Origin of the sequence: Kitasatospora sp. NPDC058190 (assembly GCF_042883685.1) — a bacterium.
In the GTDB taxonomy this organism is placed as follows: Bacteria; Actinomycetota; Actinomycetes; order Streptomycetales; family Streptomycetaceae; genus Kitasatospora.
This window is the reverse complement of sequence record NZ_JBHVVI010000013.1, coordinates 105,791-122,252: the sequence shown is the minus strand read 5'-3', so window position 1 is coordinate 122,252 and position 16,462 is coordinate 105,791. Positions and strand designations below refer to the sequence as shown.

The following is a 16,462-nucleotide window of genomic DNA, read 5'->3' as shown; positions in this document are numbered from 1 at the left end:
AGCTTCCTGGGCCCCTGCGGCTTCCGGTCCCTACGGATCTCGAACTCCATCGCACACCTTGAGCTCGGGTGTTGCGACGACCGTTAGAACCCAAGACAGCGGCCGGGGGCTCGGGCCTGCCCGGCGAAGACGCGCCGGACAGGCCCGAGGTCAGCGGTGCTTCGAGGCCGGGGGCTCAGGCCTGCGCGGGCTCGGCGACGATCTCGCGGCCGCCGGAGCGCGGGCCGCGCAGCACGGCCAGGTAGGCGACGCCGATGCCGACCAGCGCCCAGACCACCAGGACCAGGATCGGCATCCCCAGGTTGGTGGAGCCGAAGTAGGCGATGGACTTGGTGGCGCCGGTGCCGGCGCCGTTGGGGATCAGCGAGCCGATCGCCCGCCAGAAGGGCGGCATCATCGGGGCCGGGTAGACACCGCCGGCGCTCGGGTTGCCCAGCACGACGAAGACCAGCACCGCGATGCCGATGCCGATGACGTCGAACAGGCACTGCAGCGCCATGGTGAACGCGCCGACCGTGAACACCACCAGGGCGCCGATGCCGGTCAGGGCCGGGATCGAGCCGGGCAGCGCGTCCAGGACCGGCCCGGCGATGATCGTGCCGCCGAGGCCGGCGCCGACCGAGTACAGCGCCAGGACGCCGAGGCGGATCAGCAGGCGGTGGACGTTGGCCGGCTTGGAGCCGGCGCTGATGCCGAGGATCGAGGCGACCAGGTAGCCGCCGACGCACCAGCCGATGACCAGGTAGAAGGCGGAGAGGCCGTTGGTGTCGCCCTTGGCCAGCGGCACGACGTCCTCGACCTTGACCGTACGGCCCTGGGTCTTGTCCAGCGCGGTGGTGACGGTCTCGGCGGCCTTGGCGGCGGAGGTGCCGCGGGCGCCGCCGACCAGCAGGGTGTCCTCGGTGCCGGTCGGGTTCACGACCAGCGCGGCGTAGATCTTCTGGTCCTTGATCTGCTGGGTCGCCGTCTCGGCGTCCGGCGCGGTGACGGGCTTGACGGCCTCGGCCGGCACCGACTCCAGGGCCGCCACCAGCTTGGGCGTGACCTGCGGCGGGGCGACCACCGCGATCGACAGCCTGTGCGGGGTCGGGTGGTGCAGCGCCCCTACGTACGAGGTGATGAAGCCGAGCTGCAGCAGCAGCACGCCGATCACGAGCAGTGCCGCACGCGGTGTGACCGCGCCCTTCAGTTCCGCGACGAAACCCTGCCCCGGGGCGGCCATCCACATCTCCTTGCGTATCGGAAGAAATCGGATACTTAATACCATGAACTAGTTGGCTCGTCTCAACTCCCGCACTGCTTTCCGGCCACCGCGGCTGGGCGATACTGGCGCCGTGACGGACGAGGAAGCCCTGGTGGCGGTGGAGCGCGAGGTCGGGCTGATGTTCCGGCGGGGCCGCGCCAGAGTGGCGGAACTCTCACGCCGGGTGCACCCCGAGCTGGAGGGCCTGGGCTACAGCATGCTCGCCTACATCGAGCAGGCCGGGCGGGTGCGGGTGACGGACGTCGGCGTGCACTTCGCGGTCGGCAAGGCCACGGTGAGCCGGCAGATCCGCGCGCTGGAGGAGCTCGGCCTGGTCGCCCGGGAGGTGGATCCGCAGGACCGCCGGGCCGCGCTGGTCTCGCTGACCGAGGACGGCCGCAAGCGCTACCTGGCCGCGTACGGCGTGCGGATGCGGCGGGTGCGCGAGGTGATGGGCGGCTGGTCACAGGAGGACGTGGCCCGTTTCGCCGAGCTGCTGCACCGCTTCAACGACGTGCTGGGGGAGCCGCCCGCGCAGTGATGGGGCCCTGCCCGGGGCTTTGCTTCGGCTTGAAGAAAGTTGCCTTAGTCAACCATCCGACCTATGGTTGCTTAAGGCAACGAATTTTCCTGCCCGCGCATCCCCACCGCTCCCAGCGAAGGACTCAGATGACCGTCACAGCCGAGGCGGCAGCCGGAGCCGCCGTCGACGACCGACCGATGACCCACCGGCAGGTGATGGAGGCACTGTCCGGCCTGCTGCTCGGCCTGTTCGTGGCCGTGCTCTCGTCGACCGTCGTCTCCAACGCCCTGCCGCACATCCTCACCGACCTGCACGGCGGCCAGTCCGCCTACACCTGGGTGATCACCGCGGCCCTGCTCACCCTGACCGCCTCCACCCCGATCTGGGGCAAGCTCTCCGACCTCGCCAGCAAGAAGCTGCTGCTGCAGATCGCCCTGCTGATCTACATCGCCACCTCCGCGCTGGCCGGCCTCTCGCAGAACACCGGTGAGCTGATCGCCTGCCGCGCCCTGCAGGGCATCGGCGCCGGCGGCGTGGTCGCGCTCGGCCAGATCTGCCTGGCCGCGATGGTCCCGCCGCGCGAGCGCGGCCGCTACAGCGGCTACTTCGGCGCGGTCTTCGCCCTCGCCACCATCGGCGGCCCGCTGATCGGCGGCGTCATCGTGGACACCTCCTGGCTGGGCTGGCGCTGGTGCTTCTACGTCGGCATCCCGTTCGCGCTGGCCGCGATCCTGGTGGTGCAGCGCACCCTGAAGCTGCCGGTGGTCAAGCGCCCGGCGAAGATCGACTACCTGGGCGCCCTGGTCATCACCGGCGCCGTCAGCCTGCTGATGATCTGGATCACGCTGGCCGGCAAGAACTACGCCTGGCTGTCCTGGCAGACCGTGGCCATGGTCGGCGGCGGCCTGCTGCTGGGCGCCCTGGCGATCGTGGTCGAGCGCCGCGCCGCCGAGCCGATCATCCCGCCGGACCTCTTCAGGTACCGCACCGTCACCCTGGCCGCGATCGCCAGCGTGCTGGTCGGCGTCGGGATGTACGGCGCGACCACCTTCCTCAGCCAGTACTTCCAGCTGGCCCGGGCCAAGTCCCCGACCATGGCCGGCCTGATGACCCTGCCGATGATCATCGGCCTGGCGGTCTCCTCCGCCGTGGCCGGCCGGCTGATCACCAAGTACGGCAAGTGGAAGGCCTACCTGGTCTCGGGCACCGCGCTGCTGGCGATCGGCTTCGGCCTGCTCGGCACCGCCAGGGCCGACACCAACTACGGGCTGCTCTCGGTCTACATGGCGATCACCGGCGTCGGCCTCGGCCTGACCAGCCAGAACCTGGTGCTCGCGGTGCAGAACACGGTGCCCCGGCACGAGCTCGGCGCGGCCAGCTCCGTGGTCACCTTCTTCCGCACCATGGGCGGCGCGATGGGTGTCTCCGCGCTCGGCGCGCTGCTGAGCACCAAGGTCGGCGACTACCTGGCGGCGAACCTGGCCGCGGCGCACATCCCGGCCGGCCACGGGGCGGCCGGCGGCGGCATCCCGGACCTGGCCAAGCTGCCGGCCCCGATCGTCCCGCTGGTGACGGACGCCTTCGGCCACGGCATCGGCACCGTCTTCCTGTGGGCCGCCCCGTTCGCGGCGCTGTCCTTCGTCACCGTGCTGTTCATCCGGGAGACCGCGCTGAAGACCACCCAGGAGAACTGACCGGCGAGCGGGGATACGCGAGAACGGGCCGGGGAGTGTTCGACACTCCCCGGCCCGTTCGGCGTTCCGGAAGGACTACGGCGCGGCGATCAGCACCAGTCCGTAGAGCACGGCCGCCGCGCAGACGGCGAAGCAGGCGTACGCGCCGGCCAGCAGGGCGGGCTGGGCGCCGCCGGAGGCCTGGCCGCCCTCGCGGGCGCCCAGCGTGGCCTCACGGCGGGACAGCGCCAGGATGCCGAGGGCGAAGACGGCGACCACGGCGACGGTGACGCCGAAGCTGATGCCGGCGGTCTGGGCCAGGGCGGTCCACTTGATGTGCATGGTGGGTGCTCCTCAGCTCGCGGCGCTCAGGCCGCGACCGTGGTCGAGGCGGGGGTGGGGGCGGCGTTCGCCGAGGTGGCGGCGACCTCGACCGGGGTGACCTCGGCGATGTCGTTGACGTTGTCCGCGCTGACCGGCTGGCGGCGGGAGATCATCCACATCGCGCCCGAACCGGCCACCAGCGCGGCGCCGACCAGGGCGACGCCCCAGGTGCCCTGCCGGGCCAGCGCGGCCGCGCCGCCGGAGACCAGGGCCGCGGCCGGCAGGGTCAGGCCCCAGGTGTAGACCATGCGGCGGACCAGGCTCCAGCGCAGCTCCGGCTTCGGGCCGCCGAGGCCGGCGCCCATGATGCCGCCGGTGCAGACCTGGGTGGTGGAGAGGCCGAAGCCCATGTGCGAGGACGTCAGGATGACGGTCGAGACGGCCGACTCCGAGGCGAAGCCCTGCAGCGGCTTGATGTCGGCGAGGCCCTTGCCCATCGAGCGGATGATCCGCCAGCCGCCCATGTAGGTGCCGAGCGCGATGGCGGCGCCGGCCGAGACGATCACCCAGGTGGGGGGCAGCGCGCCGTGCGGCAGGGCGCCGACCGAGACCAGGGTCAGGGTGATGATGCCCATCGTCTTCTGGGCGTCGTTGGTGCCGTGCGCGAGCGAGATCAGCGAGGAGGAGAAGACCTGGCCGGTCTTGAAGCCCTTGTCGGTGGCCGCGGCGTTGCCCTTGCGGGTGATCGCGTACGCCAGCTTGGTGGCGCCCCAGGAAGCGAGACCGGCGACGAAGGGGGAGGCGACCGCCGGGATGATGATCTTGGTGATCACGGTGTCGAAGTTGACGCCGTTCATGCCGACGCCGACGATCGTGGCGCCGATCAGGCCGCCGTACAGGGCGTGCGAGGAGCTGGACGGCAGGCCGCGCAGCCAGGTCAGCAGGTTCCAGAGGATCGCGCCGGCCAGGGCGGCGAAGATGATCTCGGGATGAACGCCGGCCTTCTCGTTGACGATGCCGCCGGAGATGGTGGTGGCGACCTTCACGGACAGGAACGCGCCCGCGAAGTTGAGCAGGGCCGCGATGGTGACCGCGACCTTCGGACGAAGGGCCCCGGTCGCGATCGCGGTGGCGGCCGCGTTGGCGGTGTCGTGGAACCCGTTGGTGAAGTCGAAGGCGAGCGCTGTGATGATCACAACGGCAACCAGGAACGAGATGTGTTCCATACCCAAACAATCGTCGTAGTTGTCGCACGGACGTTGGTGACGTCGCGACCGTAGGTCGGCTTGGTAAACGGAAGGTGAACTGAGCCGGGAATCGTGGTTCCGCTGGTGGCCTGATGATGTCCGGCAGCTTTCGGAAGGGTGACCTGGACCGCTCTGAGCTGGACCTTAGCGAAGAACGTCCCGGTTCGCCCCTGTTTGCTGAGAGCTGTCTCACAGATCAAATCGAGAATTAACCTCCGGGTCCGCGTGCGCCCTGTTTCCGGTGAGTAACCCGTGGGAGGATCGGCGGGATCCGGTTGGACCGGGGGCAGGGCAGGGGCAATCGGGCGGGGAGGATCACCCATGGGCGGGGCTGCACAGCGCACGGAGTCGACGGGCGTACGCCCCTGGGTGCGGGCGGCCCTGCGCTGCGGAGCCGTCCTCGCGGCCGCCGCGCTCGCCCTGCCGGCGGCCACCCAGGCCGCCTACGCCGCGCCCGATCCGGGAACGGGCGTCGCCGTGGCCCCGGGCGCGGACCCGCTGGCCGAGGCCAAGGCCACCCTCGGGCCGCTGCTCGACCAGCTGCACGGGCTCTACCAGAGCGCCGAGGCCGCGACCGAGCAGTACAACGTGTCGGTCGCCAAGGTGGCCGAGCAGCAGGCCGCGCTCACCGACCTCCAGGGAAAGCTGGACCGGCAGCAGAAGCAGGTCGACACCGGGACGGACATCGCCGCCCAGCTCGCCGCCGCCCAGTACCGCAACGGCGCCGCCTCCGCGTACGCCGAACTGCTGCTCTCCAAGGACCCGTACGAGGCGGTCACCATCGCCGAGCTGCTGGCGGCGGCCAGCCGCTCGCAGTCCGAGTTCCTGGACAAGCTGAAGGCCGACCGGGAGGCGCTCGACGGGCTGAAGAAGCAGACCGAGGAGGCGCTCAAGACCTCCCAGGCGCTGGTCGCCCAGCAGGACGCCGCCAAGGCCAAGGTCGCGGCCGACCTCGCCTCGGTCGAACAGCTGGTCGCCTCGCTGACGGGTGCGCAGCGCACCGAGCTGGAGCAGCTGGAGAAGGCCAAGGCCGACGAGGCCCAGCTCGCCTTCCTCGCCTCCGGCGCCCTCGGCAAGGGCGAGCGCACCCCCTCGCTGGCCGGGCGCGCGTCGGTGGCCTTCGCGCTGGCGCAGCTGGGGAAGCCGTACCTGTGGGGCGGCATCGGCCCGGACTCCTACGACTGCTCCGGCCTCACCTCGCAGGCCTGGCTGCACGCCGGCAAGCCGATCCCGCGCACCAGCCAGGAGCAGTGGGCGCAGCTGCCGCACGTCCCGCTGAACCAGCTGCGGCCGGGCGACCTGGTGATCTACTTCCAGGACGCCTCGCACGTCGCGATGTACATCGGCGGCGGGCTGATCGTCCAGGCCCCGCGGCCGGGGGCGTTCATCAAGGTCTCCCCGATCGGCTCGATGCCGATCCTCGGCGCCGTCCGGCCCGACCCGGACGGCGCGGCGGACGACGCCGGAGGCGTCTGGAAGGTGCCCGACCTGCCGAAGGGCTGGGACTCCGTCACCCCGATCGCGCCCAGCCCGGCCAACCAGGTCACGCCCGCGCCCGCACCGGGCGGCCCGGCGGCCCAGCAGCCGGCCACCCCGGGGACGCCGAGCGGGACGCCCTCCGGCACCGGCACCCCGTCGGGCCCGGGCACGCCCACCGGCTCCGGCACCCCGAGCGACCCGGGCACGCCGTCCGGCAGCGGTACCCCGACCCAGACCCCGACGGGCACGCCGACGCAGACGCCCACGGGCACCCCGACCGGTACGCCGACCCAAACGCCCACCGGGACCCCGACCGGCACCCCCACCCAGACCCCGACGGGCCCGGGCTCCCCGAGCACCACCGGCTCGGCCGGCGCCTCGGCCCCCGGCAGCGCCACGGCGACCCTGCCGCTGGGCGGTCTGCTGCACTGACGCGGTACCACGGAGGCCGCCCCACGTCCGGTGACGTGGGGCGGCCTCCGTGTCGTCGCTACTCGGCCGCGCCCGAGTCGGGCTCGAAGCGGATGACGACGGCCTTGGAGGTGGGGGTGTTGCTGATGTCGGCGGTGGAGTCCAGCGGGACCAGCACGTTGGTCTCGGGGTAGTAGGCGGCGGCGCCGGCCCGGGCCACCGGGTAGTGGACCACGCGGAAGTGGGGGGCGCGGCGTTCGGTGCCGTCGGTCCACTCGCTGACCAGGTCGACGTACCGGCCCTCGACCAGGCCGAGTTCGGCGGCGTCGGCGGGGTTCACCAGCACCACGCGGCGGCCGCCCTTGATGCCGCGGTAGCGGTCGTCGAGGCCGTAGACCGTGGTGTTGTACTGGTCGTGGGAGCGCAGGGTCTGCAGCAGCAGGCGGCCCGCCGGGATCTCGGGGGAGACCAGCGGGTTGACCGTGAAGTTGGCCTTGCCGGTCGCGGTGGGGAAGGTGCGGGAGTCGCGCGGGCCGTGCGGGAGGGTGAAGCCGCCGGGGCGGCGGACCTTCTCGTTGTAGTCCTCGAAGCCGGGCACGACCCGGGCGATCCGGGCGCGCAGGCTGTCGTAGTCGGACCCGAAGTCCTCCCACGGCACGGTGTCCTGCGGCCCGAGGACGGCCCGGGCGAGGCGGCAGATGATCGCGGTCTCGGAGAGCAGACCGGGGGCCGGCGGGCGCAGGCCGCCGCGGGAGGCGTGGACCTGGCCCATCGAGTCCTCGACGCTGACGAACTGGGCGCCGTGCGCGGTGACGTCCCGGTCGGTGCGGCCGAGGGTGGGCAGGATCAGGGCGCGGGCGCCGGTGACCACGTGCGAGCGGTTGAGCTTGGTGGAGACGTGGACGGTCAGCCGGCAGCGCCGTATCGCGGCCTCGGTGACCTCGGTGTCCGGGGTGGCCGCGACGAAGTTGCCGCCCATCGCGAAGAACACCCTGACCTTGCCGTCGCGCATCGCCCGGATGGTGTCCACCGAGTCGTAGCCGTGCTCACGCGGCGGCTCGAAGCCGAACTCCTTGCCCAGGGAGTCGAGGAAGGCCGTCGACGGCCGCTCGAAGATGCCCATCGTCCGGTCGCCCTGGACGTTGCTGTGCCCGCGCACCGGGCAGACCCCGGCGCCGGGGCGGCCGACGTTGCCGCGCAGCAGCAGGAAGTTGACCACCTCGCGGATGGTCGGTACGGCGTGCTTGTGCTGGGTGAGGCCCATCGCCCAGCAGACGATGACCTTCTTGGAGGCCAGCACCAGTCGGCCGAGCTCCTCGATCTGCTCCCAGGGCAGGCCGGTCGCGGCGAGGACGTCCGCCCGCTCGGTCGTGCACGCCTGCGCCTCGAACTCCTCGTAGCCGTGGCAGTGTTCGGCGACGAAGGCGCGGTCGACGCCGTCCTGCTCCAGGATGATCCGGTTGAGCGCGCGGAACAGCGCGAGGTCCCCGCCGGGGCGGATCTGCAGGAAGAGGTCGGTCAGCTTGGTGCCCTGGCCGACCAGGCCGCGCGCGTGCTGCGGGTTCTTGAACCGCTCCAGGCCCGCCTCCGGCAGCGGGTTCACGCTGACGACGGTGGCGCCGGCCCGCTTGGCGCGCTCCAGGGCGGAGAGCATCCGGGGGTGGTTGGTGCCCGGGTTCTGGCCGGCCACGATGATCAGGTCGGCCTGGTAGAGGTCCTTGAGGCTGACGCTGCCCTTGCCGACGCCGAGCGTCTCGGTGAGCGCCGAACCGGACGACTCGTGGCACATGTTGGAGCAGTCCGGCAGGTTGTTGGTGCCCAGGCGGCGGGCGAACAGCTGGTAGGCGAAGGCGGCTTCGTTGCTGGTGCGGCCGGAGGTGTAGAAGGCGGCGCCGTCCGGGGTGTCCAGGGCGCGCAGCTCCTCCGCGATCAGCGCGAAGGCGTCGTCCCAGGAGACCGGGGTGTAGTGGGTGGCGCCCTCGTCGAGCAGCATCGGCTGGGTGAGCCGGCCCTGCTGGCCGAGCCAGTAGCCGGAACGCTCGGCGAGCTCGGCGACCGGGTGGGCGGCGAAGAACTCGGCCCGGATCCGGCGCTCGGTGGCCTCCTCGGCGACGGCCTTGGCGCCGTTCTCGCAGAACTCGGCGGTGTGCGTCTTGTCCGGCTCGGGCCAGGCGCAGCCGGGGCAGTCGAAGCCGTCCGGCTGGTTGACCTTGAGCAGGGTGGCGAGGGTGCGGCGGGCACCCATCTGCTCGGCGGCCATCCGCAGGCTGTGGCCGACGGCGGGCAGGCCGGCGGCCGCGTGCTGGGGTGCGGACACCTCGGGGGCGTCCTGCACCGGGTCGCTCTGCGGGGCCTGCTTGGCCATGACTGCGCTCCTGGGTTCTGCTGGGAGGAACCGCCGCACCGTCGCGGGGCTCACGGCCGCCCATCCTTCCACCTGCGCCGTGGCAAGGGGAGGGCCGTCGGTAGAGTCTGGGCGTCATCACGGGAGGGGAGGGGCGCGTGCGAGTCGGTGACGTCCTCGACGGCCGGTACGAGCTGACGGAGAAGCTCGGGCAGGGCGGTTTCGGGGTGGTGTGGCGGGCCCAGGACAGCCGGATGCGGCGGCCGGTGGCGGTCAAGGTCATCGGGCACCACGGCGACAACCAGGCGAAGGCCGCGCTGCGGTTCGTCCGGGAGGCCTGCGCGGCCGGCAACCTCTCGCACCCGCACATCGTCACGGTGCACGACCTCGGGCAGTGCGAGCTCGGCGGCCAGGAGGTCACCTTCCTGGTGATGGAGCTGCTCACCGGCCGCACCCTGACCGAGGTGCTGCGGTCGGGGGTGCCCGAGCCGGCGCTCAGCCTGCGCTGGGGGCAGCAGATCAGCGGTGCGCTGGCGGCGGCGCACGACGCCGGCATGGTGCACCGGGACATCAAGCCGGACAACGTCATGATCACCGACGCCGGGCACCTGAAGGTGCTGGACTTCGGGATCGCCCAGCTGGACACGGGGGCGGGCGGACTGACCACCACCGGGACGATCGTCGGCAGCCCGGCGTACATGGCGCCCGAGCGGTGGACCGGCGGCCGGGTGGACGGGCGGGCCGACCTCTACGCGCTGGGCTGCGTGCTGGTCGAACTCTTCACCGGGGCACGGCCGTTCGGCGGGGACTCGACGCCGGTGCTGATGTACCAGCACCTCAACGAGGTGCCGGCACCGCTGGACCCGGCGCAGTTCGGGCTGCCGCCGCAGGTGGCCGGGCTGGTCGCGGAGCTGCTGGCGAAGGACCCGGCGGACCGGCCGGCCGACGCCCGTACGGTCGAGCGGCGGTTGGCGGAGCTGGCGGGGTGGCAGGGCGGCGGCGCGGGGGCCGTCGCGGCGGTGCCGACGGTGGTGGAGCGGTCCACCCCGGCTCCGGCTCCGGCTCCGGCTCCGGATCCGGTGCCGACGCCGGTTCCGGTGGGCCCGGTGGTGCCGCCCGCGCCGACCGCGCCCCCGCCCGTACCGCCGGTCGCGCCACCCGTGCCGCCGGCGGCCCCGCCCGCGCCGCCGCCCGCGTCGGCGGTGCTGTCCCCGCTCACCACCCCGCCGGTGGTCGCCGCCCCGCCGACCGCGGAGGCCGTACGGGCCGGGCTGCGCGAGCGCCGCTCGGCCGCCTACCGGGCGGCGACGGCGGGCGAGTCGGCGATCCAGCTGCAGGCGATCGCCCAGGAGTGCGTCACCGCGCTCGGCGCGACCGACCGGGACACGCTGGGCACCTGGCGGGACTTCACCTGGTACCTCAGCCGGGCCGGGGACCTGGACGGCGCGATCCGGCTGCTGTCCACCGTCGTGGCGGACATGGCCTCGGCGCTCGGCCCGGCCGATCCGGACACCCTGGGCGCCCGCTACCACCTGGCGTGGTGCATCGGCGAGAGCGGCTCGACCGTCACCGCGATCCGGCTGCTGCACGAGCTGCTGCCGGACCTGACTGCGGCCTGGGGCCCGCAGGACAGCCGGGTGCTGAAGGCCCGGCACGACCTCGCCGTCCACCAGGCCAACCGGGGTGACCTGCAGAGCGCCGTGGTCCAGCTGCACGCGCTGCTGCCCGACCTCGCCCGCAGCCTGGGCGAGCACCACCCGAGCACCGTCCAGGTCTGGCAGGACCTGGCCCGCTACCAGCAGCAGCTGGCCCAGACCGGCCGCAAGGGGCTCGGCGGTCCGAACCGCCGCAAGGCGCCGAGGATGAGCCAGATCGAGGCGCTGGTGCTGGTCCGGCGGCTGCGGGTGTGGGACTTCGCCACCGACCAGGAGGCCCGGGCCTGCATCGACGCGTTCGACCGGGGGATGGGCCTGAAGGGCCTCGTGGACCTGGTGTTCGAGGCCCCGGACCACGTCTCGGACGAGGACCTGGTGGAGGAGATGTTCGGGCCATGAGCCGTCAGCCCGCCATCGCCGGGGCCGGCAGGGCGGCCAGCGCGCGCAGCAGCGCCCGGGCGGCGGCGTCGTTCTGCCGGAAGGCCGGCGCGTTGGTGCGCGGGCGGGCGAAGGCGGCCGCCGAGCGCAGGCTGGTGTGCGGGCCGAGTGCGGTGCGGCGGGGGTGCGGGGCGCCGCCCAGGGCGGGGTCGAGCAGCCGGCTGTCGGCGGGGGCGATGGTGACCAGGCCGGAGCGGTGGGTGTACTCCTCGTCGCTGACCACCTCCTCCACCACCCGTCCGGCGCCGTGCAGTTGGCGCAGCACCGGGTCGAGGGTGCGGGCCAGCGCGTGCTTGGGCAGGTACCCCTCGACCAGCGCGGTGGCGGCCACGGTGTGGCCGGGCACGGTGGTGCCGGAGGCCCGCCAGGTGCCGGTGGCCTCGTCCCGTTCGACCCGCACGCCGGCGCCGAGGAAGCGCACCACCCCGGCCTCGGAGAGGGCGAGCAGCTGGCGCAGCCGGAAGCCGGGCGGGCCGGAGGCGAGGAAGCTGAAGTAGCCGAAGAACCACTCGTCCACCTCCTCGGCGACCGAACGGGCGGTGAGCCGACCGGCGGCGAGCACCCGGGGGAGCTGGCCGAACAGCGAGAGCAGGGCGAGGAAGGCGCCGAGGTCGGCGCTGTGAGCGGGGTCGCGGCGCCGGTCGGCGTCGGCGGTGACGTGGTCGCGCAGGTGGGTCTGGAGCTCCTCGGCGGAGCCGAGTTCGAGCCCGGCCAGCGGGTGGTCGAGCCGTTCGAAGTCGATCCGGTCGGTCGGGTCGGGGACGGCCTCGGCGACGAGGGCGGAGAGTTCGGGGGAGTGCCAGGCGTGCCGGTCGTACCGGGCGAGGAACTCGGGCCAGGGCAGGGCGGTGCGCTCGGGGTGGGCGTGGAACAGCTCGTGGTAGTGCCCGAAACCGACCTCCTTGGCCATCAACGGCCAGACGTCGCGCCTCAGTTCCAGCGGCCGGTCGGTGGCGAGCAGGGCGTCCACGGCGGCCGCGTCGAAGTACCGGGGGAGCGGGGCGGGCGGGCCCTGGAGCCGGTACTCGGTCTTGGAGTGGTACGGGACGCCGCGCCGGGAGCCGAGGTGGAGCACCGGTTCGCGGCCGGACGGGCGGTAGCGCAGCCCGGGCCCGTCGCCGTCGGGTTCGAAGCGGCCGCCGCGGCCCTCGGTGAGCAGTGCGATCAGGTCGACCGTGGCGAGGCCGAGGCCGCGCACCACCACCTGCTCGCCGGGGGCGATCCCGGCCAACTCGGCCTCGACGTCGGCGGAGTAGGCGGGCGGGAGGTGGAAGCGGCGGTGTCGGGCGGCGAACTCGGCGTCGGCGGCGTGGCGCGGGTGCGGGGCGGAGTCGAGGTGGCCGAGGGTGAGGGCGACGTGGTCGGCGGTGAGCGTCCGGTCGGTGAGGTGGACGGTCTGCGGGCCGTCGGCCGGGCCGTCGATCCGGTGGGCGGTGTCCTGGTGGACGGTGACGGTGATGTGCGGCGGCAGGTCGGCGACGGCGCGGCGGAACACCCAGTCCAGGTAGGCGCTCTGGGCGCGCCGGGTGGGGAAGTCGGTGGGCGCGAGGCCTTGCAGCTCGGCCCGTACGGACGGGTCGGCGACCTCCCGGTAGGGCGCGAACTCGTCCTGCCGCCGGGCCCATTCGGCCAGCGAGGGGCCGGGGCGGACCGGGCCGTCCACGGTGGCGCGTTCGTCGGTGAACATGGTGACGTCCTCGGCCATCGAGTTCATCCGCAGCAGCGGGGACTGGTCGTGGCGCCAGATCCGGCCCGCGCCGGGCGGGTGCGGGTCGACCAGGTGGATGTCCAACGGCCGCTCGGCGGGCAGGAGTTCGGCGGCGTTGGCGGCGATCCGCTCCAGCAGTCCGGTGCCGCGCGGTCCGGCGCCGACGATCACGAGCGCTGTCATGCCCGCACCACCTTGACGAGGGCCGCGCGGGCGCGCTGGAGCGGGGTGGGCGGCAGGCCGTCCCGGGTGGCTCCCTTGGCGAAGTGCCGTTCGACGTAGTACTGCCCGATGGAGAGCAGGGTGGTGACCACCAGGTACCAGATGGTGGCGACCATCAGCATCGGGATGACCCGGTAGGACTGCAGGTAGACCAGCTGCACCGAGTAGAGCAGGTCGGAGACGGCCAGCACGCTGACGATGCTGGTGCCCTTGAGCGCGCCGATCAGCATGTTCCCGGCGGTCGGCACGATCGAGCGCATCGCCTGCGGCACCACGATCCGGCGCAGCACCCGCCAGCGGCCCAGCCCGAGCGCGGCCGCCGCCTCCAGCTGGCCGCGGTCGACGGAGAGGATGCCGCCGCGGACCACCTCGGCGGCGTACGCGGTCTCCAGCAGGGTGAGGCCGATGACGGCGGTCAGGGTGGGGCCGATCAGGTTGACGGTCTTCACGGTGACGAACTCGGGGCCGAAGGGGATGCCGAGGCCGAGGGTCGGGTAGAGCGCGCCGATGTTGAAGAAGAACAGCAGCTGCACCAGTGGCGGGGTGGACCGGAAGATCCAGATGTAGCCCCAGCTGAGGGTGCGCAGCACCGGGTTGGCGGACATCCGCATCGTGGCGAGGACGGTGCCGAGGACGAAGCCGAGGGCGAGGGTGACGCCGGTCAGCCAGAGGGTCAGGGTGAGGCCGCTCAGCACGGACCGCGCGGTGAACCAGTCGGCGACCACGCTCCACTGGAAGGCCTTGTTGCGGATCACCGAGTTGACCGCCATCACGGCCAGCAGCAGCGCGACCGCGGCGGCGGCCCACTGGCCGGGCTTGCGGCGGGCGACGATCCGGGCCTCGGGCTCGGGGGCCGGCGGCGGGGCGGGGCTCTCGGAGCGGGCGGGAGCGGGCAGGACGTCCTGCGGGGTGGCCATGGCGGCGGCTCCTGGGCGGAGTGCGGGCGGGGAGGGGTACGGCGGTGGTCACGTACGCGGGTCTCTGGCGTCGGCCCGCGTCCCTCAACGCGGCCGGCGCACGGCACTGCACTCCGCGTCGATCGTACGCATGCGCGATCGACGGCTGTCAAGGGTGACCAAGGCGTGGTCGGGGTCGGTCGGAGTGTGTCGGAAAAGCGACAGGAGATCGCAACAGTGCGGCAATGATGGGTGGTTGACGTACCGCTCGGCCGACTGCTCAACTTGAGGCCATGTACGCCGAGCAGCCCCTGGTCACCCGCGACCACATCGACTTCGGTCGGGTGTGGTCCGCGGCGTGTCGCGGCTGACCCGGCAGCGGGCCGCCCGTCCGGCCTGATCTCCCGGCGGGGAGCCCTCCCTCGGTTCGCCCCGTCACGGGCCGGTAGTCGTCGTCGCCGACCGGCGACGCGTCAGGCCGTCGCCGCCGCCGACGACTTCGCACCGCACTCCGGCAGTTCCCCGCCTTCGCTCTTCACCGTCACCTGCCCGACGGCCGCCCCGCCGCGGCCGCCTCCGGCCTGCCCACCCGCAGTCCACCGCACTCCGCTCACCCGAAAGGTTCCGCCATGCCCGTCGAATTCCTCGGCATCGCCGCCACCGGCGACGGTTCGGAGACCGCCCCGCGCACCACCGCCGCCTTCGACCGCGACTACACCCTGCGGCTGGCCCGGGCGCACGAGGACCACGGCTGGGACCGGGTGCTCTTCGCGTACGGCTCCGGCTCCCCGGAGCCGGCCGCCGCCGCGGCCTTCCTCGCCTCGCACCTCGACCGGCTGCAGATCCTGCTCGCGCACCGGCCGAACGTCTCCTACCCGACCTTCGCCGCGAAGACCTTCGCGACCCTGGACCGGATCAGCGACGGCCGGCTGACCGTCCACTTCATCACCGGAGGAACCGACCACGAGCAGCAGCGCGAGGGCGACTTCCTCACCAAGGACCAGCGCTACGAGCGCACCCGCGAGTACATCGGCATCGTGAAGAAGGCGTGGACCAGCCGGGAGCCCTTCGACCACGAGGGCCCGCACTACCGCTTCAACGACTTCGTCTCCGACGTCTTCCCCGTGCAGCAGCCCCGCCCGGCGGTCTCCTTCGGCGGCTCCTCGGACGCGGCCTACGCGGCCGGCGGCGCCGAGGCGGACATCTACTGCCTCTGGGGCGAGCCGCTGGCCCGTACCGCCGAGCAGATCGAGCGGGTGAAGGAGGCGGCGAGGGCCGCCGGACGGACGGACGTGCCGCGGATCCAGGTGGCGTTCCGGCCGATCATCGCGCCGACCGAGGAGCTGGCCTGGGAGAAGGCGCACCGCACGGTGGCCGCGATCAGGGCCCGTCGGGAGAGCGGGCAGCTCGCTCCCCGCCGCCGTCCGGTCACGGACCAGCCCGAGACTGCGACACCGGAAAACGTCGGCTCCCAGCGCTTGATCGAGATCGCCGAGGCCGGCGAGCGCTACGACCGCGCGCTGTGGACCCCGACCGCCGCGGCCACCGGCGGCGCCGGCAACTCCAACGCGCTGGTCGGCACCCCGGAGACGGTCGCCCAGGCGCTGCTGGACTACTACGACCTGGGCGTGGACATCCTCTCCGCCCGCGGCTACGACCTGCTGGGCGACGCGATCGACTTCGGCCGCCACGTCATCCCGATCGTCCGCGAGGAGGTCGCCAAGCGGGACGCCGCCAAGGCCGAGGCGGCGGCGCGGGCCCGGCACGAGCGCGACCAGCTGATCGCGGTGCAGGCGTGAGCGACGGGCGCGGCAGCGGGTTCCGGCGGGTCACCCTGGACGACCCGCTGGTCGAGCCGCTGCTGCGCGAGCTCACCCACGAGTACGTCAGCCGCTACGGCCCCGACGCGCACCAGGAGATGTCCCGCTACCCGGGTGAGGCCTTCGCCGAGCCGCACGGCGTGCTGCTGCTCCTGCTGGAGGACGGCGAGCCGGTGGCCGGCGGCGCGTACAAGCGGTACGACGAGCACACCGCCGAGCTGAAGCGGATGTGGACCCACTCCGCGTACCGCCGCCGCGGCCTGGCCCGCCGGGTGCTGGCCGAGCTGGAGCGCACCGCGGCCGCCGCCGGGTACCGCCGGCTGTACCTCACCACCGGCCCGCGTCAGCCCGAGGCCAAGGGCCTCTACCTGGCCGCCGGCTACACCCCGCTGTTCGACGTCACCGCCGACCCGGTGACCATCGGCCCGCTCCCCTTCGAGAAGCCCCTGCCGGTCCTGCTCCCGACCCACTGAAAGGCC

At 73.1% G+C, this 16,462-nt stretch carries 12 protein-coding genes; 6 read left to right on the top strand and 6 right to left on the bottom strand.

The genetic code is table 11. The features are described from left to right. Window positions 1-175: 175 nt before the first annotated feature. Entirely contained in the window at window positions 176-1,222 is a 1,047-nt protein-coding gene (locus ACFVWU_RS08920; RefSeq protein WP_387617265.1) for an ABC transporter permease, read from the bottom strand. Window positions 1,223-1,334: 112 nt separating this feature from the next. Here ACFVWU_RS08920 and ACFVWU_RS08915 point away from each other — a divergent pair, with 112 nt between their 5' ends. Continuing rightward, window positions 1,335-1,784, top strand: coding sequence for a MarR family winged helix-turn-helix transcriptional regulator (locus ACFVWU_RS08915; RefSeq protein WP_387617263.1), 450 nt, complete (start codon window positions 1,335-1,337; stop codon window positions 1,782-1,784). A 128-nt stretch (window positions 1,785-1,912) separates the two neighbouring features. Beyond that, a complete protein-coding gene (locus tag ACFVWU_RS08910; protein ID WP_387617260.1) occupies window positions 1,913-3,460 on the top strand; it encodes an MDR family MFS transporter in 1,548 nt (515 codons plus the stop codon). A 75-nt stretch (window positions 3,461-3,535) separates the two neighbouring features. Here the strand turns inward: ACFVWU_RS08910 and ACFVWU_RS08905 are convergent, their stop codons facing one another. Then, window positions 3,536-3,781, bottom strand: coding sequence for a hypothetical protein (locus ACFVWU_RS08905; RefSeq protein ID WP_387617258.1), 246 nt, complete (start codon window positions 3,779-3,781; stop codon window positions 3,536-3,538). 26 nt (window positions 3,782-3,807) lie between these two features. Then, window positions 3,808-4,989 carry an anion permease gene (locus ACFVWU_RS08900; protein ID WP_387617257.1) on the bottom strand — a complete coding sequence of 394 codons (1,182 nt, stop codon included), beginning with the start codon at window positions 4,987-4,989 and terminating at the stop codon, window positions 3,808-3,810. Window positions 4,990-5,331: 342 nt separating this feature from the next. Here ACFVWU_RS08900 and ACFVWU_RS08895 point away from each other — a divergent pair, with 342 nt between their 5' ends. After that, window positions 5,332-6,921, top strand: coding sequence for an NlpC/P60 family protein (locus ACFVWU_RS08895; RefSeq protein ID WP_387617255.1), 1,590 nt, complete (start codon window positions 5,332-5,334; stop codon window positions 6,919-6,921). Between the two features lie 58 nt (window positions 6,922-6,979). Here the strand turns inward: ACFVWU_RS08895 and ACFVWU_RS08890 are convergent, their stop codons facing one another. Continuing rightward, window positions 6,980-9,265 (bottom strand): FdhF/YdeP family oxidoreductase, encoded by a 2,286-nt coding sequence (locus ACFVWU_RS08890; RefSeq protein ID WP_387617253.1) that lies wholly within the window; start codon window positions 9,263-9,265, stop codon window positions 6,980-6,982. Between the two features lie 137 nt (window positions 9,266-9,402). On the opposite strand from ACFVWU_RS08890, the gene ACFVWU_RS08885 reads away from it, so the two are divergent. Beyond that, the gene (locus tag ACFVWU_RS08885; RefSeq protein ID WP_387617251.1) at window positions 9,403-11,298 is read left to right on the top strand and encodes a protein kinase; all 1,896 of its coding nucleotides are present in this window, start codon (window positions 9,403-9,405) and stop codon (window positions 11,296-11,298) included. A gap of 4 nt (window positions 11,299-11,302) precedes the next feature. Here the strand turns inward: ACFVWU_RS08885 and ACFVWU_RS08880 are convergent, their stop codons facing one another. After that, window positions 11,303-13,228: an FAD/NAD(P)-binding protein gene (locus ACFVWU_RS08880; RefSeq protein WP_387617249.1), complete on the bottom strand. Its 1,926-nt coding sequence runs from the start codon at window positions 13,226-13,228 to the stop codon at window positions 11,303-11,305. After that, complete coding sequence (locus tag ACFVWU_RS08875; RefSeq protein ID WP_387617247.1) at window positions 13,225-14,184, bottom strand: amino acid ABC transporter permease; 960 nt, start codon at window positions 14,182-14,184, stop codon at window positions 13,225-13,227. Before ACFVWU_RS08875 ends, ACFVWU_RS08880 begins: the two co-directional genes overlap by 4 nt. Window positions 14,185-14,792: 608 nt before the next feature. On the opposite strand from ACFVWU_RS08875, the gene ACFVWU_RS08870 reads away from it, so the two are divergent. Both ACFVWU_RS08870 and ACFVWU_RS08865 read left to right on the top strand, forming a co-directional pair. Then, a complete protein-coding gene (locus ACFVWU_RS08870; protein ID WP_387617245.1) occupies window positions 14,793-15,962 on the top strand; it encodes an LLM class flavin-dependent oxidoreductase in 1,170 nt (389 codons plus the stop codon). Next, a complete protein-coding gene (locus ACFVWU_RS08865; protein WP_387617243.1) occupies window positions 15,959-16,456 on the top strand; it encodes a GNAT family N-acetyltransferase in 498 nt (165 codons plus the stop codon). Before ACFVWU_RS08870 ends, ACFVWU_RS08865 begins: the two co-directional genes overlap by 4 nt. Window positions 16,457-16,462 lie beyond the last annotated feature (6 nt).